At 70.8% G+C, this 22814-nt stretch carries 18 protein-coding genes; 10 read left to right on the top strand and 8 right to left on the bottom strand.

The window, feature by feature from the left end:
• Nucleotides 1–73 precede the first annotated feature (73 nt).
• Complete coding sequence (gene leuS / locus ABH920_RS16100; RefSeq protein ID WP_370349781.1) at nucleotides 74–2956, top strand: leucine--tRNA ligase; 2883 nt, start codon at nucleotides 74–76, stop codon at nucleotides 2954–2956.
• Here the strand turns inward: leuS and ABH920_RS16095 are convergent.
• A complete protein-coding gene (locus ABH920_RS16095; protein ID WP_370349780.1) occupies nucleotides 2913–4250 on the bottom strand; it encodes an MFS transporter in 1338 nt (445 codons plus the stop codon). The genes leuS and ABH920_RS16095 overlap by 44 nt on opposite strands.
• A 131-nt stretch (nucleotides 4251–4381) precedes the next feature.
• Between ABH920_RS16095 and ABH920_RS16090 the strand changes: the two genes are divergently transcribed.
• Complete coding sequence (locus ABH920_RS16090; protein ID WP_370349779.1) at nucleotides 4382–5308, top strand: LysR family transcriptional regulator; 927 nt, start codon at nucleotides 4382–4384, stop codon at nucleotides 5306–5308.
• A 13-nt stretch (nucleotides 5309–5321) separates the two neighbouring features.
• Here ABH920_RS16090 and ABH920_RS16085 read toward each other — a convergent pair whose 3' ends face one another.
• Nucleotides 5322–6173, bottom strand: coding sequence for a DegV family protein (locus ABH920_RS16085; RefSeq protein WP_370349778.1), 852 nt, complete (start codon nucleotides 6171–6173; stop codon nucleotides 5322–5324).
• Between the two features lie 122 nt (nucleotides 6174–6295).
• Between ABH920_RS16085 and ABH920_RS16080 the strand changes: the two genes are divergently transcribed.
• Complete coding sequence (locus tag ABH920_RS16080) at nucleotides 6296–6706, top strand: RidA family protein (protein WP_370349777.1); 411 nt, start codon at nucleotides 6296–6298, stop codon at nucleotides 6704–6706.
• Nucleotides 6707–6897: 191 nt separating this feature from the next.
• Here the strand turns inward: ABH920_RS16080 and ABH920_RS16075 are convergent, their stop codons facing one another.
• The 3 genes from ABH920_RS16075 to ABH920_RS16065 form a co-directional block, all read right to left on the bottom strand.
• Nucleotides 6898–7812, bottom strand: a complete 915-nt coding sequence (locus tag ABH920_RS16075) for a hypothetical protein (protein ID WP_370349776.1) — start codon at nucleotides 7810–7812, stop codon at nucleotides 6898–6900.
• Nucleotides 7813–8021: 209 nt separating this feature from the next.
• Nucleotides 8022–8720 (bottom strand): response regulator, encoded by a 699-nt coding sequence (locus ABH920_RS16070; RefSeq protein ID WP_194922270.1) that lies wholly within the window; start codon nucleotides 8718–8720, stop codon nucleotides 8022–8024.
• Nucleotides 8717–11407: an ATP-binding protein gene (locus tag ABH920_RS16065; protein WP_370349775.1), complete on the bottom strand. Its 2691-nt coding sequence runs from the start codon at nucleotides 11405–11407 to the stop codon at nucleotides 8717–8719. The genes ABH920_RS16070 and ABH920_RS16065 overlap by 4 nt, the downstream gene beginning before the upstream one ends.
• 296 nt (nucleotides 11408–11703) lie before the next feature.
• Here ABH920_RS16065 and ABH920_RS16060 point away from each other — a divergent pair, with 296 nt between their 5' ends.
• Nucleotides 11704–12162, top strand: coding sequence for an SAV_915 family protein (locus ABH920_RS16060; RefSeq protein WP_370349774.1), 459 nt, complete (start codon nucleotides 11704–11706; stop codon nucleotides 12160–12162).
• Between the two features lie 68 nt (nucleotides 12163–12230).
• Complete coding sequence (lysA, locus tag ABH920_RS16055; RefSeq protein WP_370349773.1) at nucleotides 12231–13607, top strand: diaminopimelate decarboxylase; 1377 nt, start codon at nucleotides 12231–12233, stop codon at nucleotides 13605–13607.
• Nucleotides 13608–13614: 7 nt separating this feature from the next.
• Here the strand turns inward: lysA and ABH920_RS16050 are convergent, their stop codons facing one another.
• Both ABH920_RS16050 and ABH920_RS16045 read right to left on the bottom strand, forming a co-directional pair.
• Nucleotides 13615–14097 carry a hypothetical protein gene (locus tag ABH920_RS16050; RefSeq protein ID WP_370349772.1) on the bottom strand — a complete coding sequence of 161 codons (483 nt, stop codon included), beginning with the start codon at nucleotides 14095–14097 and terminating at the stop codon, nucleotides 13615–13617.
• A gap of 101 nt (nucleotides 14098–14198) precedes the next feature.
• A complete protein-coding gene (locus tag ABH920_RS16045) occupies nucleotides 14199–15854 on the bottom strand; it encodes an amidohydrolase (RefSeq protein ID WP_370349771.1) in 1656 nt (551 codons plus the stop codon).
• A gap of 281 nt (nucleotides 15855–16135) precedes the next feature.
• Between ABH920_RS16045 and kdpF the strand changes: the two genes are divergently transcribed.
• From kdpF to ABH920_RS16020, 5 genes are all read left to right on the top strand, one after another.
• A complete protein-coding gene (gene kdpF / locus ABH920_RS16040) occupies nucleotides 16136–16225 on the top strand; it encodes a K(+)-transporting ATPase subunit F (protein ID WP_194899130.1) in 90 nt (29 codons plus the stop codon).
• Nucleotides 16225–17910: a potassium-transporting ATPase subunit KdpA gene (gene kdpA / locus ABH920_RS16035; protein ID WP_370349770.1), complete on the top strand. Its 1686-nt coding sequence runs from the start codon at nucleotides 16225–16227 to the stop codon at nucleotides 17908–17910. The genes kdpF and kdpA overlap by 1 nt, the downstream gene beginning before the upstream one ends.
• Complete coding sequence (kdpB, locus tag ABH920_RS16030; protein WP_370349769.1) at nucleotides 17910–20054, top strand: potassium-transporting ATPase subunit KdpB; 2145 nt, start codon at nucleotides 17910–17912, stop codon at nucleotides 20052–20054. The genes kdpA and kdpB overlap by 1 nt, the downstream gene beginning before the upstream one ends.
• Nucleotides 20055–20068: 14 nt before the next feature.
• Complete coding sequence (gene kdpC, locus ABH920_RS16025; protein ID WP_370349768.1) at nucleotides 20069–20716, top strand: potassium-transporting ATPase subunit KdpC; 648 nt, start codon at nucleotides 20069–20071, stop codon at nucleotides 20714–20716.
• 226 nt (nucleotides 20717–20942) lie between these two features.
• The gene (locus ABH920_RS16020) at nucleotides 20943–22277 is read left to right on the top strand and encodes a DUF2254 domain-containing protein (RefSeq protein ID WP_370349767.1); all 1335 of its coding nucleotides are present in this window, start codon (nucleotides 20943–20945) and stop codon (nucleotides 22275–22277) included.
• A gap of 66 nt (nucleotides 22278–22343) precedes the next feature.
• Here the strand turns inward: ABH920_RS16020 and ABH920_RS16015 are convergent, their stop codons facing one another.
• Nucleotides 22344–22721 (bottom strand): DUF3592 domain-containing protein, encoded by a 378-nt coding sequence (locus tag ABH920_RS16015; protein ID WP_370349766.1) that lies wholly within the window; start codon nucleotides 22719–22721, stop codon nucleotides 22344–22346.
• Nucleotides 22722–22814: the final 93 nt, after the last annotated feature.

The raw sequence follows: 22814 nt of genomic DNA, 5'->3' as shown, positions 1-22814 counted from the left end.
TCCCCTCCATGCGCGAGGGGCTTTTTCATTTCCAGCACAGACCATCAGACGTATCCCGAGGACTGAGACGACAATGAGCGAGCAGACCGACACACAGCCCAAGCCTGCTAGCGACGAGCCCAAGTTCCGGTACACGGCCTCGGTAGCGGCCGACATCGAGCCGAAGTGGCAGGAGTACTGGGCCGGGCACCACACCTTCGAGGTACCGGACCACCCGGCCGACACCGCGGAGCCCAAGGCCTACATCCTGGACATGTTCCCGTACCCCTCCGGCGCCGGCCTGCACGTCGGCCACCCGCTGGGCTACATCGCCACCGACGTGCTGGGCCGGTACAAGATGATGACCGGCCACAAGGTGCTGCACACGATCGGCTTCGACGCCTTCGGCCTGGCCGCCGAGCAGTACGCGGTCGAGCACGGCATCCACCCGCGGGTCAGCACCGAGGCCAACATCGCCCGGTACAAGGAGCAGATCCACCGCATCGGCTTCGGCCACGACACCCGGCGCGGGGTGTCGACCATCGATGTGTCCTTCTACAAGTGGACCCAGTGGATCTTCCTGCAGATCTTCAACTCCTGGTACGACGACCAGGCCGACAAGGCCCGCCCGATCAGTCTGCTGATCGAGCAGTTCGCCGACGGCGCCCGCCGCACCCCCGACGGCCGCGCCTGGAGCGCGCTGTCGGCGCAGGAGCAGGCGGCGATCATCGACTCCCACCGCCTGGCCTACATCGCCGAGGCCCCGGTGAACTGGTGCCCGGGCCTGGGCACCGTGCTGTCCAACGAGGAGGTCACCGCAGACGGCCGCTCCGAGCGCGGCAACTTCCCGGTGTTCAAGCGCAACCTGCGCCAGTGGATGATGCGCATCACCAAGTACGGCGACCGGCTGCTGGCCGACCTGGACCGACTGGACTGGCCGGAGCCGATCAAGCTGCAGCAGCGGAACTGGATCGGGCGTTCCGAGGGCGCGCGCGTGCACTTCGGGGTGACCGCCGTCGACGGCTCCCAGAAGACCATCGAGATCTTCACGACCCGGCCCGACACGCTGTTCGGCGCCACGTACATGGTGCTGGCGCCGGAGCACGAGCTGGTGGACTCCTTCGTCGCGAAGGAGTGGCCGGCCGGCACCCGCGAGAAGTGGACCGGCGGGCACGCCACCCCGGCTGAGGCCGTCGCCGCCTACCGGGCCGCCGCCGCGGCCAAGAGCGAGGTCGAGCGGCAGACCGAGGGCCGGCAGAAGACCGGCGTGTTCACCGGCACGTTCGCGGTGAACCCGGTCAACGGCGAGGGCGTGCCGGTGTTCATCGCCGACTACGTGCTGATGGGCTACGGCACCGGCGCCATCATGGCGGTGCCCGCGCACGACCAGCGCGACTTCGAGTTCGCGCGGGCCTTCGACCTGCCGATGCAGATCGTGGTGGCGCCGCCGGTCGGATGGCCGGAGGACGTCGCGGACTGGACTGAGGCCTACGACTCCAAGACGGCGCAGATCACCAACTCCGCCAACGACGAGGTGTCGCTGGAGGGGCTGCCGGTCCCGGCGGCGATCCGCGCCATCACCGAGTGGCTGCAGGCCAAGGGGATCGGCGAGGGCACCGTCACCTACCGGCTGCGCGACTGGCTGTTCTCGCGGCAGCGCTACTGGGGCGAGCCGTTCCCGATCGTCTACGCGGTCGACGGCCCGGAGGCCGGGATCGCCCGCGCGCTGCCGGAGTCGATGCTGCCGCTGGAGCTGCCGGAGGTGGAGGACTTCTCGCCGAAGACCTTCGAGGCCGGCGACGTCACCAGTGCCCCGGAGCCGCCGCTGGCGCGCGCCACGGAGTGGGTGAACGTCACCCTGGACCTGGGCGACGGCCCGCGGCAGTACCACCGCGAGACCAACACCATGCCCCAGTGGGCCGGGTCGTGCTGGTACTACCTGCGCTACCTGTCGCCGACCGACGACACCCGCTTCGTCGACGCCGCGGCCGAGAAGTACTGGATGGGGCCGCAGGACGACGAGGACACCGGCGGCGTTGACCTGTACGTCGGCGGCGCCGAGCACGCGGTGCTGCACCTGCTGTACGCGCGCTTCTGGCACAAGGTGCTGTTCGACCTGGACCAGGTGACCAGCGCCGAGCCGTTCCGCAAGCTGTACAACCAGGGCATGATCCAGGGCTCGATCTACCGCGACGCGCGCGGCATCCCGGTCGAGGCCGCGCAGGTCGAGGACGACGGCGAGGGCACCTACACCTTCCACGGCGAGCCGGTCACCCGGGAGTTCGGCAAGATCGGCAAGTCGCTGAAGAACGTCATCTCCCCGGACGACATGATCGACGAGTACAGCGCCGACACCCTGCGCGTCTACGAGATGTCGATGGGCCCGCTGGACATGTCCAAGCCCTGGGACACCCGCGCCTCGATCGGCAGCTTCCGCTTCCTGCAGCGGCTGTGGCGCAACGTGATCGACGAGGAGACCGGCGAGGTCACGGTCGTCGACGCCGAGCCCGACGAGGCGACGCTGCGCGCGGTGCACAAGACCATCGACGGCGCCCGCGCCGACATGGAGGGCATGCGCTTCAACACCGCGATCAGCAAGCTGATCGAGCTGAACAACCACCTGACCCGGCTGCCCGAGGTGCCGCGCCCGGCGGCCGAGGCGCTGGTGGTGCTGACGGCGCCGTTCGCCCCGCACATCGCCGAGGAACTGTGGTCCCGCCTGGGCCACGACGGCTCGGTGGCGCACGCGGTGTACCCGGTCGCGGACCCGGCGTACCTGGTGGACGAGACGGTGACCTGCGTGGTGCAGGTCGCCGGCAAGGTGAAGGACCGCCTGGAGGTGCCCCCGGGCATCGACCAGGACGCGCTGCGCGAGCTGGCGCTGGCCTCGGAGGGCGTGCAGCGGGCGCTGGAGGGGCGCGGGGTGCGCACGGTCATCGTGCGGGCGCCGAAGCTGGTGAATGTGGTGCCCGCGTAGGGTTTTCGGTCTGCGGCTCTGCGGCCCGGTGCTGATCGCTTCGGCGGTCGGCACCGGGCCTTTTGGGCGAGGTCGGCTTGCGCGGCAGCAGCAGCGGCGTCGCCAACAGCAGCGCGCCCGCCAGGCCGAGCCCGAACCGCGGGCTGGTCGCCGACGCGAGCACCCCCCACAGCGCGGTGGCCGTCGCGATGCTGATCTTGTTCGTGATCGACCACGCGGACAGCACCCGCGTGACGTTCGCGCCCCCGGCGTTCTCCAACCGGTGCGTGGCCAGCACCGGGTTGTACACCCCCGACGTGGTGATCAGCCCCGCCTCCATCGCGATCACCAGCAGCAGCCCCGGCAGCCCCGGCCCGACGAACGCCAGCCCGAGCGGCCACACCGCCCGCACCGTCCCGGCGACGCGCAGCACCGCGGGGCGGCCGTAGCGCGCGACCAGCCGCGGGCTCAGGCGCGAGCCGAGCAGGCCGCCGAGGCAGGGGATCGCGAACCCCAGCCCGTACTCGAACGGCGAGAACCCGAGCCGCCCCAGCATCAGCACCGCGAGCAGCGGCGACTGCGCCATGATCAGGGCATTGACAGCGGCGCTGTTGAAGTACAGCGGCCGCAGCGCCGGGTTCGTCAGGATGTGCCGCCAGCCCTCGACGAGGTCGCGGACGCGCAGCCCGGCGGCGCCGTCCCGGGTCGGCGGATCGGCCTCGCCGCCCCCGATCGCGCGGATCCCGAGCGCGGACAACAGATAGCTCACCGCGTCCGCGACCACCGTCACCACCGGCCCGAACAGCCCGATCGCCGCCCCGCCCAGCGGCATCCCCAGGACCGTCGCCGTCCACTGCGTGGACTCGAACCGGCCGTTGGCGACCAGCAGGTCCTCGCGTGCGACCAGCGTGCGCAGATGCGCGCCGGCGGCCGCGGTGAACGTCAGGTCGGCCGCCCCGGTCACGATCGACACCACGAGCAGCTGCGCGAACGTCAGCACCCCGAAGGCGTACGCGAGCGGGATCGACAGCAGCGTGAGGAAGCGCGCCAGATCCATGCCGATCATCACCGGCCGCTTGCGCCGGAACTCCACCCACGGCCCCAGCGGCAGCGCCACCAGCGCGCCGGCCGCCGTCCCGGCCGCCGACAGGGCCGCGACCTCCGCCGGCCCGGAACGCAGCACCCTGATGAGGATCAGCGAGAAGGCGTTGAACGCCAAGAAGGTTCCCAGCGTGCTGACCGCGAACGCCGACCAGAGCCAGTTGAACTGCCGCCCCAGGTCGCGCCGCACCTTGGGTTTCGATCCGTCCGCCATACCCGCACGCTCCCGGGAGTCCACAACCCGCTGCTGACTCCCGGCATCCAATCGGCCCCGATAAGCCCAGGTCAAACAACTAGGAGGACCGCTGAACACAACCTTCGGTTGTGTGGCTAGGCTGGCCCGCCATGGACCTCGAAGCCGTGCGCACCTTTCTCGTGGCCGCCCGGACCGGACGCTTCCAGGACGCCGCGACCGAGCTCGCCGTCACCCAGCAGGCGGCGTCCAAGCGCATCGCCGCCCTGGAGAAGGAACTCGCGGTGCGCCTGTTCACCCGGTCGGCGCGCGGCGCCCAGCTCACCATCGACGGCCAGGCGTTCCTGCCGCATGCCAGAGCCCTGATGCAGGCCGAGGCGAAGGCGCTCGCCTCGGTGCGGCCGGAGCGGCGCGCGCTGCGGGTGGACGTCATCGCCAAGCGCAGCGGGATGTCGGCGCTGCTGCGCGGCTTCCACGAGGCGCGGCCGGAGGTCGAGCTGGACGTCGTCACGCTGGTCGACATCGGCCAGGCGGTGGAGGCGGTGCGCGGCGGGGAGATCGACGCGACGTTCCGGTACGTCGCGGACGTGCGCGCGCTGCCGCCCGGCGTGGAGTCGGCCCGGGTCTTCGACGACCGGCTGGACCTGCTGGTCGGGCCCCGGCATCCGCTGGCCGGTGCGCGGACGGTGACGCCCGCGCAGCTGGCCGGGCACCGGATCTGGATTCCGGGGATCGTGCCGGACGGCGTCGAGTGGTCCGTCTACTACAAGAAGCTGGCGGCGGAGTTCGGGCTCTCCATCGACGGCATAGGGCCGTTCTTCGGCAGCGACCATCTCATGGATGTCATCGCGGACTCGGTGGACGTCGCCTCGCTGGTGGCGGAGAAGCCGCGCCTGGCCTGGCCCGACGGCCACGACCTGCGGCGGATCCCGGTGGTGGACCCGACGCCGGTGTATCCGCACTCGCTGGTCTGGCGCAGTGACAACCCGCATCCGGTGCTGGCGTCGCTGCGGGGGCATCTGGCGGCGGCGGGGTGGCCGGTCGGGGCCGCCGGCTCATGGACGCCCGCGGGGGTTTGAGAATTCAGGCCTCTCACCGCGGCGAGACCACGACCCCCAGCACCCCCGGGCCCACGTGCGCGCCGATGACCGCGCCGACCTCGCACACCGTGACGCCGGTCAGGCCGGGCAGCCGCTCGCGCAGCCGGCCGGCCAGGGCGTCGGCGCGTTCGGCGGCGTCCAGGTGCTGGACGGCGATCTCGACCGAGCCGCCGTCGCCGCCGGCCCGCTCGACGGCGATCTCCTCCAGCCGGGCGATGGCCTTGGCGGAGGTGCGGACCTTCTCCAGCGGCTCGACGCGGCCGTCGGCCACATGGAGCAACGGCTTCATCGCCAGCGCCGAGCCGAGCAGCGCACGGGCCGAGCCGATGCGGCCGCCGCGGCGCAGGTACTCCAGGGTGTCGACGTAGAAGAAGGCCGAGGCGGTCGCCGAGCGCTTGGCGGCGACCTCGGCGACGGCGTCCAGGTCGTGCTCGCCGTCCCGGCCGGCCTCGGCGGCGGCCAGCACCGCGAAGCCCAGCGCCATGCCGATGGTGCGGCTGTCGAGCACCCGGACCGGGATCGGGGAGTCCTTCGCGGCCAGCTCGGCGGACTCCAGCGTCGCCGACAGCTCGGCCGAGATGTGCAGCGAGACCACACCCTCGGCTCCCCGCACGGCGGCGGCCCGGTACGCGGCGGCGAAGTCCTCCGGCGAGGGCCGCGAGGTGGTGGCGGTCTCGTGCGAACGCAACGCCGCGACCAGCAGCGCCCCGGTCTCCGGATCCGCTTCGCTGTGCGGCGCGCCGCGCACGATCACCTCCAGCGGCACCGCGGTGACGCCGAGATCGAACGCCGTCTCCGCGGGCAGGCAGGCCGTGGAGTCGGTGACGAGCGCGATGCGGGACATACCGCCGAGGTTATCCGGAGGTGGCGTCCGGGCAAATGGGCGGGAGTCGGAACCGGCGCGCGATGCGGCGACCGTCACATAATCACCTGCCACAATCCCGCCGGGCAACCACAATGCGCATCATGAACGACGACAATCTCACGCTCATCAACCCGCCCGGACTCCACCCCACCTCCGGCTACGCGCACGTCACCATCAGCCCCGCCGGCCGCACCGCCCACCTGGCAGGCCTGTGCCCCCTCGACGCCGACGAGAAGGTGGTCGGCCCCGACCTGAACGCCCAGATCGACCAGCTGGTGGCGAACGCCCTCACGATCCTGACCGCCGCCGGCGCCACCCCGGAGCACGTGGTCCGCTCGGTGGTCTACGTGGTCAGCGACCAGAGCAAGGTCCTGGCGGCCGCCTGGGACCGGCTCACGGCCTCGCCTCTGGCGCCCGCGTTCCGGACGGCCAGCACCCTGCTCGGGGTCGCGGCGCTGGGGTACGGCGGGCAACTGGTGGAGGTGGATCTGACGGCGGCGCTGGAGGACTGAGCGGTAGAAGCAACACGCGGCGCGGTCGGCGGCCCGGTCGGCGCACGGCGGCTGCGCCGGAGCCCGATGACGCTGCCGGGCGCGGGCGGCTGGCGCGCCGCGTGGTGATCGGCACAAAGCGAGAGCCCGGCGTGTAAACGCCGGGCTCGGTGTTCCTTGTGTCGGTGTTCTTTCAATCAGCGTTCTTTCAGTCAGCGTCGCGCGGATCGCCTCACCAGGATGAACCCGCCGGCCACCAGCAGCAGCCCCACCGAGGCGGCGCCGGCCAGCATCGGCGTCGACATGCCGGTGAAGGCCAGTCCGTCGTGCTTGGCGCAGCTGCCTGACTTGCCGGTCGGTCCGCAGCATCGGTTGTTGCCCGCCGCCGCGTGGCCCGCGCAGCACGCGCCTGAAGCGGCCGCGTTCCCCGAGCAGCATCCGCCGTCGGCCCCGCTCCCGCTCAAGCACCCGCCGCGCGCCACCGGCACCACCGACCCGACCGGTGCCGTCGGTGCCGGAGGCGCCTTGCCCGGGTCCCCGCTCGCCGGTCCCGGCGGGTCCGCGGGATCCGGCGGGTCCAGCGGGGGCGGGGGCATGAACACCGGCGCTCGCGGCGGTCGTCCGGAGGCCGGGTCCGGTGCCAGCGGTGCGTGCAGGACCGAGGCGGGGGGCGGTGGGGGAGGGGGTGGCATGAAGCCGTCGTAGTGCAGGGGGTCCGTTCGGACCAGGCCGCCTTCGCTGGGGACGTACGCCGACGCGCGGGCCACCAGCGTGCGGTAGCCGACGGCCGCCGTCACCAGCGAGGTGCACTGCAGCGACTGGTTCGGCTCCAGGGACAGGTGCCCGTTCTGGCCGCCCGGGCAGTCCACGCGCAGGGGCCGGGGGTCCAGGTCCTTGAGGCTGATGGTGATGTCACGGAGGTCGGCTTCGCCCGGTGTGTCGGCCAGGGTGATGTGCACCATGTGTTTGGTGCCGGCCAGCAGGCGCTGGTCTTGGCCGTCCATCGTGGCGGTCAGGGTCATCCCCGCGCCGCCGCCGGCGAAGGCCGGCGTGGTGCCGGCCGCCGTCGCGGCCAGCGCCGGGGCCAGGCTGAGCCCGACCGCCAGCAGTAATCGCAAGGTACGCATGCTTCCAGATATGGGGAGCATGGCGTTGCGTTATGTCCGGCGCGCCGTCGGTTCCCACCTATGGCGCATTATGTGACCGGGGGTCCAATGATCGGATCAGTGGAGGTCTGGCCGTTGACCTGGAATGTTCCCCGCGAGGGTGGCGCCACGTGTGTCAATATGCGTATAGCGGGACAATTCCTGGTGGACTAGCCCGTGCGGACCCTGAATCAGGGCTGGAATCGGTACCCCATCCCCGGCTCCGTCAACAAGTGCGCCGGCCGCGACGGCTCTCGCTCCAGCTTCCGCCGCAGCTTCGTGAAGTGGAACCGCAGCAGCGGCGTGTCGTTCTCGTACCCGTGCCCCCACACCTCGGTGAGCAGCTGCCGTGCCGACACCAGCCGCCCGGCGTTCTTCAGCAACACCTCGACGATGCCCCACTCGGTCGGCGTCAGGTGCACGGTCGGCGGCACCGTCTCCGGCGCCTCGGCGATCCGCGTCACGGTGTGCGAGGCCACGTCCACGTCGAAGTCCCCGACCCGCTGCACCGCCGCCTTCGGCGCGTTGCGGTCGGCGTGCCGCCGCGCCACCCGCAGCCGGGCCAGCAGCTCCTCCATCGAGAACGGCTTGGTCAGGTAGTCGTCGGCCCCGGCGTCCAGGGCCTCCACCTTGTCCGAGGCGTCGGCGCGGCCGGAGAGCACCACGATCGGCACCTCCGTCCAGCCCCGCAGCCCCTTGATCACCTCGGCCCCGTCCAGATCGGGCAGCCCCAGGTCGAGCACCACCAGGTCGGGCAGCGTGCGGGCGGCGATGGCCAGCGCGGAGGTGCCGTCGACGGCGGTGACCACCTCGTACTTGCGCGCGGTCAGATTGATCCGCAGCGCGCGCAGCAGCTGCGGTTCGTCGTCGACCACCAGGACCTTGATCATCGAGCGGGCTCCTCAGCACCGGTGGACACGTCCGACAAGGAATCCGAAGCGGATTCCGCCACGGGATCAGACGACCCCTCCGACCCCGTCGGCGCGTCGGACTCCGCACTCTGCGTCGTCCCCGCGGCCGGCAGCGAAACCACCATCGTCATCCCCCCGCCCGGCGTCTCCTCCGGCGTCAGCGTTCCGCCCATCGCCTCCACCAGCCCCCGGGACAATGCCAACCCCAGCCCCACCCCCGTCGTGTTGTCCCGGTCCCCGAGACGCTGGAACGGCGTGAAGATCCGCTCCCAGTCCTCCTGCCGGATCCCCGGCCCCCGGTCCGCCACCCGCAGCTCCACCCGGCCGCCCAGCTCCGAGGCGGTGAGCAGCACCGAGCGCCCCTCGGCCCCGTGCTTGAGCGCGTTCGCGATCAGGTTCGCCACGGCCCGCTCCAGCAGCACCGGGTCGGCCTCGACCTCCTGCACGCCGCTCAGGTCCCGCACCTCCACCCGCGTGCGGTCGATGCCCAGCCCCAGGCTGTCCAGCGCCATCGCCGCGACGTCCTCGATCGCCACGTCCTCCATGTGCAGGTTCAGCGCGCCGGCCTGCAGCCGGCTCATGTCCAGCAGGTTCTCCACCAGCCGCGAGAGCCGGTCCAGCGACTCCTCGGCGCCGGCCAGCAGCTCGGCCCGGTCCTCCTCGGACCAGTCCACCGAGGTGTCGCGCAGCGAGGCCACGGACAGCTTGGCCGCCGACAGCGGCGTGCGCAGGTCGTGCGAGACCGCGGCCAGCAGCGCCGTGCGCATCTTGTCCGCGGCCGCCAGCGGCGCCGCCGCGGCGGCCTGCCGGGCCAGCCGCGAGCGCTCCAACGCCACCGCCGCCTGCGCCGCGAACGCGGTCAGCACGTGCTGGTCGGCGGCCGGCAGCGCGCGCCCGCGCAGCACCAGCATCGCGTCGGGGCCGGCGTGCACCATCACGTCGCCCTCGCCGGGCGTGCGGCACGGCAGCTCGCTGCCGCCCGAGGTGGCCGCCACGATCCGCCACGCGTCGGCGTCGTCGGCGTCGTCCGGCAGCACCGGGGCGGTCGGGTCGACCCGCTCCAGCAGCGCCACCGAGTCCATGCCGAAGGTCTCCCGGAACCGGCCCAGCAGCGCCCCGATGGCCTCGTCGCCGCGCAGCACCGAGCGCGCCAGCTCCGAGAGCGTCTCGGCCTCCGCCGAGGCCTTGCCGGCCCGCCGCTCCTGCCGCGAGGCGAAGTCCACGACCGAGGCCACGATCAGTGCCACCAGCGTGAACACCACCAGAGCCAGGATGTTCTGCGGATCGTTGATGGTCAGCCGGTAGAACGGCTGGATGAAGTAGTAGTTCAGCAGCAGCGAGGCGGTCAGCGAGGCGAAGAACGCCGACAGCAGGCCGCCCAGGCGCGCCACCGCGACCACCCCGGCCAGGAAGATCAGCACCTGGTTGGTCAGCTTCAGCTCGGAGCGCAGCTGCGCCAGCACCATGGTCAGCACGATCGGCACGATCAGCCCGGCCACCGGCCCCCACCAGCGCGGCCCGGTCTCCGGCTGCCGCAGCACCCGCCGGATCCACATCCAGCGGCTCTGGTCGGCCGCGGACTTCTCGTGCGTGACCATGTGCACGTCGATGTCCCCGGACTGCTGCACCACGGTCTCGCCGATGCCGTAGCCGCCCAGGAACCGCTCCAGCCGGCCGCGCCGGGACACCCCGATCACCAGCTGCGTGGCGTTCTCGGCGCGCGAGAACTGCAGCAGCGCGTTCGGGATGTCGTCGCCGACCACCGAGTGGAAGGTCCCGCCCAGGGACTCCACCAGGTCCCGCTGCTCGGCCAGCAGCGCCGGCGAGGCGCCGGTCAGGCCGTCGGAGCGGGCCACGTGCACGGCCAGCAGGTCCGAGCCCTTGGCCCCGACGCGCTGCGCGATGCGCGCGCCCCGGCGGATCAGCGTGGAGCCCTCCGGACCGCCGGTCAGCGCGACCACTATCCGCTCGCGGGTCTCCCAGACCTTGTCGATGCCGTGCTGGTCGCGGTAGCGCTGCAGCGCCTCGTCCACGCGGCCGGCCACCCACAGCAGCGCCAGCTCGCGCAGCGCGCCGAGGTTGCCGGGGCGGAAGTAGTTGGACAGCGCGGCGTCGATCTTCTCCGGCTTGTAGATGTTGCCGTGCGCCATCCGGCGGCGCAGCGCCTCCGGGGCCATGTCGATCAGCTCGATCTGGTCCGCGGCGCGCACCACCTCGTCCGGCACGGTCTCGCGCTGCGGCACGCCGGTGATCTTCTGCACGACGTCGTTGAGCGACTCCAGGTGCTGGACGTTGACCGACGCTATGACGTCGATCCCGGCCGAGAGCAGGTCCTCGACGTCCTGCCAGCGCTTGGCGTTGCGCGAGCCGGGGATGTTGGTGTGCGCGAGCTCGTCGATGAGCACCACGGTCGGACGCCGCTCGAGGATGGCGTCGATGTCCATCTCCTCGAACTCCGAGCCGCGGTACTCCATCCGGCGGCGCGGAACGATCTCCAGGCCGTCCAGCATGGCCTGGGTGTGCGGCCGGTCGTGGGTCTCCACGAAGCCGACGACGACGTCGCCGCCCCGCTCGGCGCGCCGCTGGGCCTCGTCGAGCATGTGGTACGTCTTGCCCACGCCGGGGGCCGCGCCCAGGTAGACGCGCAGCTTGCCGCGTGCGCTCATCGCACATTCTCCCCAGTCACCACAGTCACGTCACTGATCGTCGCACGTGCGCGAATGAGTGGATAACCGGTGGCGTTTGCATCTCGTTTGCAATTCTTCAAACAACCCGGATCGCCCCTTTCATCCCGGCGGCCGACCGCGCGGACCTGCATCGTGCGCCGGTTCACAAGCTCTGCTTGCAAGCCGTGGGGATCCGGGGCCGGGCCGCTTGGATCACGTTGGCGGCTCTGCCGGAGGCCGTTTCCGGCTCCTACCTTCGGAGGTAGGGAAGGCCCTGCAACACGAGGAGCAACACCGTGGACACCACTGTTTTGGAGCCCGACGAACGGACCGAGGACGACCGGCGCCTGCTGCTGGTCCCCGTCCGCTCCGGCCGCTGCGGCTCGATCGCCGTGCGTACCGGCCGCCTTCCCGACGGCCGCCGGGTCGGGCTCGCGTTCACCTGCGAGGCCGCGCTGGCTTCGGTGTTCGGACCGGAACAGAGCTGGATCCCGCTGAACGCGCGGGTCGCGCGTTTCATGTTCGCCGAGGCCGGCGCCGAGGAGACCCGCGTGGACGCGGTCCCGTTCGCCCCGGCCCCCGCCTTGGCCCCGAGCCCCGCGCCGCTCCCGAGCCCCGCGCCGCTCCCGATCCCGCGTCCCGAGCGCGCCACGGTCGCGATAGCGCCGAAGCCGCTGGTGGCCCTGCAGGCGATCTCTCCCACGCGCCGCCGCGCCGGCGCCCGCATCCGCCTGGCGGCCCGCCATGCTCACTGAACACCACTCCACCGAGTCCGCGCCGCAGGTCTGGTTCTGCGGTTGTCCCACCGACGATTGCGACTGCGATGACGAACCGACTGCGGTTGTCCGCCGAGACGACTCCGTGGCCGCTGACGACCACCGGCCTGGCGACCCCGACGAAGACCCCTTCTTCACCCACTGCCACCGGTGAGGAGGATCTGGCGGTCGGCGGCGTCCGGCTGGCGGAGATCGCCGCGACCTACGGCACCCCCGCCTACGTCCTGGACGAGGCCGACGTGCGTGCCCGGGCCCGCGCCTATCGTGCCGCTCTGCCCGAAGCTGAGATCGCCTATGCCGGCAAGGCCTTCCTCTGCCGCGCGATGATCAGCTGGATCCAGGACGAGGGACTGTCCCTGGACGTCTGCTCCGGCGGCGAGCTCGCGCTGGCCCGCCACGTCGGCTTCCCGGCCGAGCGCATCGTGCTGCACGGCAACGCCAAGACGCCGCGCGACGTGCAGGACGCGCTGGCCTACGGCGTCGGGCGCGTCGTGGTGGACTCCACGTACGAGATCACGCAGCTCGCGGTCGCCGCGCACGCGGGTCACCCGCAGAAGGTGCTGATCCGCGTCACGCCGGGCGTCGACGCGCACACCCACAAGGCGGTCGCGACCGGCGTCGAGGACCAGAAGTTCGGGTTCTCGCTGTCCACCGGCGCGGCGGCCGACGCGGTCCGCCAGGTGCTGCACTGGCAGCTGGCCGACAAGCCCGCCCTGGAACTCGCCGGCCTGCACTGCCACCTCGGCAGCCAGATCACCTCCGTCGACGTCTTCGCCGAGGCCGCCCGCCGCCTGATCGCGCTGATGGCGTGGATCCGCGACGAGTACCGCGTCACCGTCCCCGAACTTGACCTCGGCGGCGGCCACGCGGTCGGCTATCGCGACGGCGACCCCGACTTCGATCTGGACCTGTACGCGCGCACGGTCCGCACCGTGATCGCCAAAGCCTGCCGCCAGCACCGGCTCCCGGTGCCCAAGCTGACCGTCGAGCCCGGCCGCGCGATCGTGGCGCGCGCCGGCGTGACCCTGTACCGGGTGCTGACGATGAAGCGCATCCCCGGTGTCAGGACCTTCGTCGCGGTCGACGGCGGCATGAGCGACAACCCGCGCCCCGCCCTCTACGGCTCCGCCTACACCGCACGCCTCATCGGCCGCTCCTCCACCGCCCCGACCGAGCCGATGACCGTCGTCGGCCGGCACTGCGAGGCCGGCGACGTCATCGCGCACGACCTGCCGCTGCCCTCCGACCTGCGCCCCGGCGACCTGCTCGCGGTCCCGTGCACCGGCGCGTACCAGCACTCGATGGCCTCGACCTACAACCAGGTCTGCCGCCCGCCGGTGATCGCGGTCCGCGACGGGGTCGCCAGGGTCCTGATACGGCGCGAGACGCTGGAGGACCTGCAGGCGCGCGATGTGAGCCTGTAGCGGCGGACTAGTGGAAGGTGCAGTTGGCGGAGGCCCAGCTGAGCACGCGGTCCCCGGCCGCGTCGGCCTCCGGGCTGACGTTCTGGCCGGAGTTGATGTCCTGGCCGTTCGCGATAGCCGTGCGCCCCGCGTCGACGATGGTCTGCATGTCGTTCTTGACCGGGGCTGGGGCGGCGGCGAGGGCGGCCTCCATATCCGCGATGGCGGTCGCGTTGGTGATGCTGGTGTCACCCGCGTCCTGCTTGGCCGAGTCGTCGCTGGCTTTGGCTATGGCCGCACAGAACGCCGAGGACGCGACCAGGCTCTGGGAAGCCGAGGGTGTGCCGGCGGTCGCCGGCGGGTTCAGCTGGACGGTCTTCTGCCCGACAGCCCCGAGCGGCCCGGACCCGCCGGTCCCGCCGGTGCCGCTGGTCCCGCTCGACGAGCAGGCGGTCAGCGCGAAAGGCAGCGCGATGACGGCGGCCGCGACCGCGAATCGACGACAGTGCATTGATGGTTCCCCCCACATGCTCGGAATGCCCCACCCCCCTCGGTGGGGCGTCCACAACGCTAGGCAGAGCCGATCAGCCGCGAACCCGTAGAACCACGTGATTACCGCGCCGCGAAGGGGCCGCCCTCGTACACGACCTTGCCGCCGACCACGGTCAACACCGACTCCAGGTCGGCCATCTCGGCCTCGGGAACGCTGAAGTAGTCCCCTGACAGCACCGCGAAGTCCGCGAGCATCCCCGGCTCCAGCGTGCCGCGTCGCCGCTGGTCGCCGGCGAACCACGCGCTGCCCTCGGTGAACAGCCGCAGCGCCAGCGTGCGGTCCAGCCGGTCCTCCGGACGCCACATCTCCAGCCCGCCGAGGGTGGTGCCGGTCGTGAACCAGCGCAGCGCGCCCCAGGGGTTGGCGTCGGCCAGCCAGGTGCCGTCGGTGCCGCCGCCGACCGGCACGCCGCGGGTCAGCATCTCCATCACCGGCTGCACGTGCCGGGCCGCCTCGGGCCCGTAGCGCTTCAGGAACCGCTCGCCCCGGTAGGCCATCCGGTGCTGCACCGTGATCCCGCCGCCGAGCGCCGCCACCCGGTCGATGGTCTCCGGCCGGATGGTCTCGGCGTGCTCCACGGCCCAGCGCAGGCCGTCGAAGGGGACGTCGCGGTTCACCGTCTCCAGCACCCCGAGGAACCGGACGATCGTCTCGTCGAAGGTGGCGTGGAAGGTGAACGGCCACCGGTTCTCCACCAGCAGCCGCACCACCGGCTCCAGGTGCCGTCCCAGCTCGCCGGGCAGCTCCGGACGTGGCTCCGCGAAGTTCGAGGAGTCCATGCCGTCCAGCGCCAGCCCCTCGCCGACCCCGTTGAACCACAGCATGTCGTCGCCGCCGAAGTTCAGGCCCCGGAGCAGCGTGGCCAGCTCCTCGCGCTCCTCGCCGGGCCGGGAGGCCGACACGTTCAGCGCCGTCCGCACGCACAAGCGGTTCTGCGCACGCAGCGTCCGCAGCGCGTCGTAGCAGTCGGGGACGCTGCTCACCCCGAAGTCGGTCGCCCCAGCGTCGATCACACCGGTCACCCCGCGCCGGCTCAGCTCGCCCAGGAACCGGCGTGTGGAGTTCACCCGCTCGTCCGGCGCCAGCCGCGGCGCCCCGAGGATGGCCAGTGCCAGCACCGCAGGGCTCGGCCGGGCGATGAGCAGCCCGGTGGGGTTCCCCGACGCGTCCCGCTGGATCTCGCCGCCGGGCGGGTCCGGCGTGGACTTGTCGTAGCCCAGGGCCCGCAGCGCGGCCCGATTCAGGAAAGCCGCGGTGTCCAGGAAGACCACCAGCACCGGCACGTCCGCCGACACCGACTCGATCTCCGCGAGCGTGGGCAGCCGGTGCTCGGCGAACTGGGAGTCGGACCAGCCGCCGACCACCCGCACCCACTGGCCGGGGGCGGCCTCGGCGGCCCGGACCGCGAGCAGGCGCAGCGCGTCGGCCAGGGACGGCACGCCGTCCCAGCGCACCTGCAGGTTCCAGCTGTTGCCGGCATCGGCCAGGTGCAGGTGCGAGTCGTGCAGGCCGGGGACGACCGTGCGGCCCTCCAGGTCCCGCACCTCGGTGTCCGGGCCGAGCAGCGCCGCGGTCTCCCGGTCGTCGCCGACCGCCGCGACGACCCCGTCGGCCACGGCCAGCGACGAGACCACGGTGTCGGCGGCGTCCAGCGTGTGCACACGGCCGCCGCGCAAGATCAGATCGGCGTGCCGGATCACCGTTATGTCGCTCATGGTTTGCACTCACCTGATGTCTCACGGAAAGTCAGGAACAGGCACTTCACGGATAGTAGGCGAGCGACTACGGACCTGCATGTTTGGACCGTGTGCGCATCCGTGCCGGGTCCGTTTGCATCGCGCTTGCGCACCCGGCACGCGCGCTCCCGGCGGCTTCACTGATCTGCGTAACCCCGTCCTCGAATCCAAGGAGCACCTGATGGCCGACGTGATTTTCGTCGGGATCACGATCGCGTTCTTCGCCCTTCTCGCGTTGATCATCAAGGGGGTCGAGCGTCTTGAGCGCTGAGAACATCATCGGCCTGATCGTGTCGGTCCTGCTGGTCGGCTACCTCATAGCGGCCCTGATCCTCCCGGAGAAGTTCTGATGTCGGACACCTGGGCCGGCTTGCTCCAAGTCGCCGCCCTGGTCCTCCTGCTGGCCGTGTCCTACCGGCCGCTGGGGGACTACATGGCGCACATTCTCACCTCGAAGAAGCATCTTCGGGTGGAGAAGGTCCTGTACAAGACGATGGGCGTGGATTCCGAGGCGGACCAGACGTGGGGTACGTACCTGCGTTCGGTGTTCGCCATCTCCGCCGTCGGGGTCCTGCTCCTGTACCTGCTGCTGCGGGTCCAGCACCACCTGATGATGGCGCTGGGCATGCCGAAGATGAACGCCGACCTGGCCTACAACACGGCCGCGTCCTTCGTCACGAACACCAACTGGCAGAACTACGCCGGCGAGAACACGCTGGGCTACGTCGCGCAGGCGACGGGCCTGGCGGTGCAGAACTTCGTGTCGGCCTCGGTCGGCATCGCCGTGGTCGCGACCCTGATCCGCGGCTTCACGCGCAGCAAGACCGACCGCCTCGGCAACTTCTGGGTGGACCTTACCCGGGTGCTGCTCCGCCTGATGCTGCCGTTCTCGATCGTGTTCGCGATCATCCTGGTCGCGTGCGGGGCCACGCAGGAGCTGTCCAGCCACCTGACCGTGGTGCACACGATCAACGGCGACCAGAGCCTGTACACCGGCGCCACCGCCTCCCAGGAGGTCATCAAGGAGCTCGGCACCAACGGCGGCGGCATCTTCAACGCCAACAGCGCGCATCCGTTCGAGAACCCCTCCTCGTTCACGAACCTGATCGAGATCTACCTGCTGCTGGTCATCGGCTTCGCGCTGCCGCGCACCTTCGGCAAGATGGTCGGCTCGCACCGGCAGGGCTACACGATCCTGTCGGTGATGGCGATCATCTGGATCGGCTCGCTGGCGTTCTCGACCTTCTTCGAGGTCCACCACCACGGCATCAACCTCGCCGACGGCCATGCCGCGCTGGAGGGCAAGGAGTCCAGGTTCGGCATCCCGGCCTCGACCCTGTTCATGACCAGTACGACGCTGACCTCGACCGGTGCCGTCAACTCCTGGCACGACTCGTATTCGCCGTTCGGCGGCGGTGCGGCCATGTTCAACATGATGCTCGGTGAGATCGCGCCCGGCGGCACCGGCTCAGGGCTTTACGGCATTCTGATCCTGGCCATCGTCACGGTGTTCATCGCCGGTCTGATGGTCGGCCGCACGCCGGAGTACCTGGGCAAGAAGATCCGCCCGGCCGAGATGAAGTACGCGGCGCTGTACATCCTGACGACCCCCGCCGTGGTGCTGATCTTCACCGGTCTGGCCATGGCCCTGAAGGGTGAGACAGCCTCGATCAGCAGCGGCAACCTGGGGCCCAACGGAAGTCCATCGCCACACGGCTTCAGTGAGGTGTTGTACGCCTTCACCTCGATGGGCAACAACAACGGCTCGGCGTTCGGCGGCCTGTCCGGAAACACCCACTGGTGGAACACCGCCGGCGCGCTGGCCATGATGTTCGGCCGGTTCCTGCCGATGATCTGGGTTCTGGCGCTGGCCGGCTCGCTGGCCAAGCAGAAGCCGGTGCCGGAGACCGAGGGCACGCTCAAGACCGCCTCGCCGCTGTTCGCGGCGATGCTGCTGGGCACCGTCCTGCTGGTGGTCGGCCTCACCTACTTCCCGGCCCTGTCGCTCGGGCCGCTCGCTGAAGGACTGCACTGATGTCAAGCAACACTCTGACTGAAGCTGCCCCCGCGCCGCGGGCCCCGCAGCAGAAGCCGGGCGGCGAACCGCACCGCGTGGGCGGTGGGTTCCTCGATCCGAAGATGCTCTGGAAGTCGCTTCCGGACGCCCTGAAGAAGCTCGACCCCCGGGTCATGATGAAGAACCCGGTGATGTTCGTCGTCGAGGTCGGCTCCGCGCTGACCACGTACGAGGCCATCACCAAGCCCTCGGTGTTCGCCTGGGTCATCACCGTCTGGCTGTGGCTGACCGTGGTGTTCGCCAACCTGGCCGAGGCGGTGGCCGAGGGCCGCGGCAAGGCGCAGGCCGCCACCCTGCGCAAGGCCAAGACCACGACCATCGCGCGGCGCCTGGCGTCCTGGACTCCGGGTGTCTCCGGCGCGGCCGGCGTCTCCGGTGAGGTCACCGAGGTCCCCGGCACCGAGCTGAAGCTCGGCGACTACGTGGTCGTCGAGGCCGGCCAGGTCATCCCCGGCGACGGTGACGTCGTCGAGGGTGTGGCCTCGGTGGACGAGTCGGCGATCACCGGCGAGTCGGCCCCGGTCATCCGGGAGTCCGGCGGTGACCGCTCGGCGGTGACCGGCGGTACCAAGGTGCTCTCCGACCGGATCGTCGTGAAGATCACGTCCAAGCCCGGCGAGACCTTCATCGACCGGATGATCAGCCTGGTGGAGGGTGCGAACCGGCAGAAGACGCCGAACGAGCTGGCGCTGAACGTGCTGCTGGCCTCGCTGACGATCGTCTTCCTGCTCGCGGTCGTCACGCTGCAGCCGATGGCCACCTGGGCCGGCGCCGCGCAGTCGCTGGTCGTCATGGTCTCGCTGCTGGTGGCGCTGATCCCGACCACGATCGGTGCGTTGCTGTCGGCGATCGGTATCGCCGGCATGGACCGGCTGGTGCAGCGCAATGTACTGGCGATGTCCGGACGCGCGGTGGAAGCCGCCGGCGACATCAACACCCTGCTGCTGGACAAGACCGGCACCATCACCCTGGGCAACCGCCAGGCCTCCGAGTTCGTCCCGGTCGTCGGGGTGGACAAGGACCTGCTGGCCGACGCCGCGCAGCTCTCGTCGCTGGCCGACGAGACGCCCGAGGGCCGCTCCATCGTGGTGCTGGCCAAGACCGGCTACGGGCTGCGCGAGCGGCACCAGGGCGAGCTGACCGGCGCGGAGTTCGTGCCGTTCACCGCGCAGACCCGGATGTCCGGCGTGAACATGCACGACGGCCGGGAAGTCCGCAAGGGCGCCGGCGCGGCGGTCATGAAGTGGGTCCGCGACAACGGCGGCCACCCCACCGACGAGGTCGGCCAGCTGGTCGACGCCATCTCCGGCGCCGGCGGCACCCCGCTGGTGGTGGCCGAGCACGTGCCCGGCCAGCCTGCCCGCACCCTGGGCGTCATCCACCTGAAGGACGTCGTCAAGGAAGGCATCCGCGAGCGCTTCGCCGAACTGCGGGCGATGGGCATCAAGACGGTCATGATCACGGGCGACAACCCGCTGACCGCCAAGGCCATCGCCGAGGAGGCCGGGGTCGACGACTTCCTGGCCGAGGCGACGCCCGAGGACAAGATGGCGCTGATCAAGAAGGAGCAGGAGGGCGGCAAGCTGGTCGCGATGACCGGCGACGGCACCAACGACGCCCCCGCTCTGGCGCAGGCCGACGTCGGCGTGGCCATGAACACCGGGACCTCGGCCGCCAAGGAGGCCGGGAACATGGTGGACCTGGACTCCAACCCGACCAAGCTGATCGAGATCGTCGAGATCGGCAAGCAGCTGCTCATCACCCGCGGCGCGCTGACCACCTTCTCCATCGCCAACGACGTCGCGAAGTACTTCGCGATCATCCCGGCCATGTTCACCGTCATCTATCCGGGCCTGCACGTCCTGAACATCATGGGCCTGCATTCCCCGAAGTCGGCGATCACCTCGGCGATCATCTTCAACGCGCTGATCATCATCGGGCTGATCCCGCTGGCGCTGCGCGGGGTGCAGTACAAGCCGTCCTCGGCCTCCGCGCTGCTGCGCCGCAACCTGCTGATCTACGGTGCCGGCGGTCTGGCGCTGCCGTTCGTCGGCATCAAAGCGATCGACCTGATCATCCAGTTCATCCCCGGATTGAAGTAGGAAGGAGCCGACTGATGAAACTCGGAGCAGCAATCCGGCGGCACACCGCCGCCATCCGGGCCATGGTGGTGTTCACCGTGATCCTCGGCATCGCGTACCCGCTGCTGGTCACCGGGATCGCGCAACTCGCCTTCAAGGACAAGGCCAACGGCTCGCTCATCAAGGACGCCTCCGGGAAGGTCGTGGGCTCGTCGCTGCTGTGCCAGCAGTACGTCGACAAGTCCGGGAACGCCCTGCCGCAGTACTTCCAGACCCGGCCGTCCGACGCCACCAACTCCGCCAACTCCAGCGACCCGGGCTGCAACTACGCCTACTCCGCCGGATCCAACCTGGGTACCGACAGCGCGACGCTGAAGTCCACGATCGAGGGCCGGATCGCCTCGTACGCCAAGGCGTACAACATCGACCCGACCAAGGTGCCCGAGGACGCGGTGACCGCCTCGGCGTCCGGTATGGACCCGGGGATCTCGGTGGAGAACGCCGACGACCAGGCCGCTTCGGTGGCCAAGGCCCGCGGCCTCGACACCGCGACCGTCGACCAGCTGGTCAAGGACAACACCACCGGCCGCTCCCTGGGCTTCCTGGGCGAGAAGTACGTGAACGTGGTGACCCTGAACCTGGCCCTGGACAAGGAGCACCCGGTCGCGGCGGCCAAGAGCTGAGGCCGGCCGGGCTCGGGCCCGGCGAGGGATCGCGACGACAAGACGCGACGAGAAGACACGACGAGGAAACGGCGGGACTGGCGCGCGCGGGGGCGTGCCGGCCCCGCCGTTCTCGTTCTCGTTCTCGTGATCGTTACGGCGGGCGGTGATCCCCCCGATAGAATCGGTCCAGGTGAGCCGGGAAGTCTGGTCGGCATCTCATCCGTGCTGCCCCCAGGACCCTGACATGCGACTCGACTTCCGTTCCGAGTGGCGCCGCGAGGCGTTGCGCACCAACCTGTGGTTGGTCCCGATGCTCGACGTCTTCGGCGCGGTCCTGCTGTTCGTGATCACCGTCGGCATCGACCGCGCCGCCTACCACGGCGAGATCAAGCTCCCGTCCTGGGTGATCAGCGGCACCGCCGACGCCTCCCGGCAGATCCTCACCACCATCGCGGCCGCCGTGATCACCGTGATCGGGGTGGTGTTCTCGGTCGTGATCGTGGCCCTGACCCTGGCCTCGACCCAGTTCGGGCCGCGGATGCTGCGCAACTTCATGCGCGACCGCGGGACGCAGTGGACGCTGGGGACGTTCGTGGCGACGTTCGTCTACTCGATCCTCGCGCTGATCGCGATCAGTCCCGGTCCGCACGGCGACTTCGTCCCGCACGTGTCCATCACCACGACGCTGATCCTGGTGGTCCTGGACCTCGCGGTGCTGCTGTACTTCATCCACCACATCGCGGTGCAGATCCAGCTGCCGCAGGTGATCGCCTCGATCGCGGCCGACGTGGCGAAGGCGATCGCGGCCGAGGCGGCACCGCCGTCGGCCGGCCGCCGCCCCGAGCGCGGGCTGTCGGCCGCCGAACTGCTGGCGCGGATGGCGGAGCAGCCGGGGGAGGTGAAGGCCACGGAGTCCGGCTACCTGCAGTACGTCCGGCACTCGACGCTGGTGCGCATCGCGACGTCCACGAACTCGGTGATCCACCTGCTGCAACGGCCGGGCCACTTCCTGGTCAAGGGGCGCACGCTGGCGGTGGTGTGGCCGGCCGACGCGGCCCCGAGCGTGGCCCGGGCGCTGCGCCGGGCGCACCTGAGCGGGCCCTACCGGAGTCTGTCGCAGGACATCTCCTTCGGCATCGACCAGCTGGTCGAGATCGCCATCAGGGCCCTGTCGCCGGCGGTCAACGACACCTTCACCGCGCTGACCTGCATCGACTGGATCGGCGACAGCCTCCGCGAGATCGCCCTGCGCTGGCACCCGGAGCAGATCCACCGCGACGCCCAGGGCTACGTCCGCGTCATCACCACGCAGACCACCTTCGACCGCCTGGTGCAGCGCGCCTTCGAGAAGGTTCGCCAGGCCGCCGCCGGGATGCCCGCGGTGATGATCCGCCAGCTCGACGCGCTGACCGAGATCCTGGAGCAGGCGCCGCTGCCGAAGCAGCGCACGGTGTTGCTGGAGCAGGCCGAGATGATCAGGACTCTGTGTCTGGAGACCGTTCCGGAGAAGGCGGACCGGGAGGACGTGCTGCGGCGCTATGACACGCTGATCCGGCTTGCCGGCACCCTTCCCGCGTAACCGGTCATCAGCGCCCGGCGCCTGGCACCCGGCACCTGGCACCCGGCACCTGGCCCCGCCGCATCGCTACGGCGCCAAAACCATCCCCACCACAGCCCCCACACAAGCCACCACCCCGGCGACCACGAAGGCCACGTCCGCCCGCCCCCGCGACCCGTACACCACCACCTGCGCCGGATCCGCCGGGTCGTAGTGCACCAGCACCGCCTCGCCCTGCACCCGGCGCGGCGAGAAGATCTCCACCGGGCGCCCGTCCTCCGTGGTGAACGCCAGGATCGGCCGGTAGCCGTCGGGGGAGTCCTCGGGGCCGAGCGGGCGATCGACTATCCGGGCGAAAACCGCCACGCCGTCCGCCCGCACGTGCCGGCGCCAGCGCAGATCCAGCGCCCCGGCCAGGAGCGCGATCAGGCCGCCGAGCAGCAGCACGCAGCCGAGCACCACCACGCCCCCCACGGTAGCCCGGCACGGCCGCGCGCGTCCTGCAACGCAAGCGGTATGCAAACGACTCTCGTCCGTTTCGTCCCCTCGCCGGATGTC

The sequence above is a fragment of the Catenulispora sp. EB89 genome, from assembly GCF_041261445.1.
Lineage (GTDB): Bacteria > Actinomycetota > Actinomycetes > Streptomycetales > Catenulisporaceae > Catenulispora.
The sequence above is the reverse complement of the archived record's forward strand: the minus strand, read 5'-3'. Positions and strand labels throughout refer to the sequence as shown.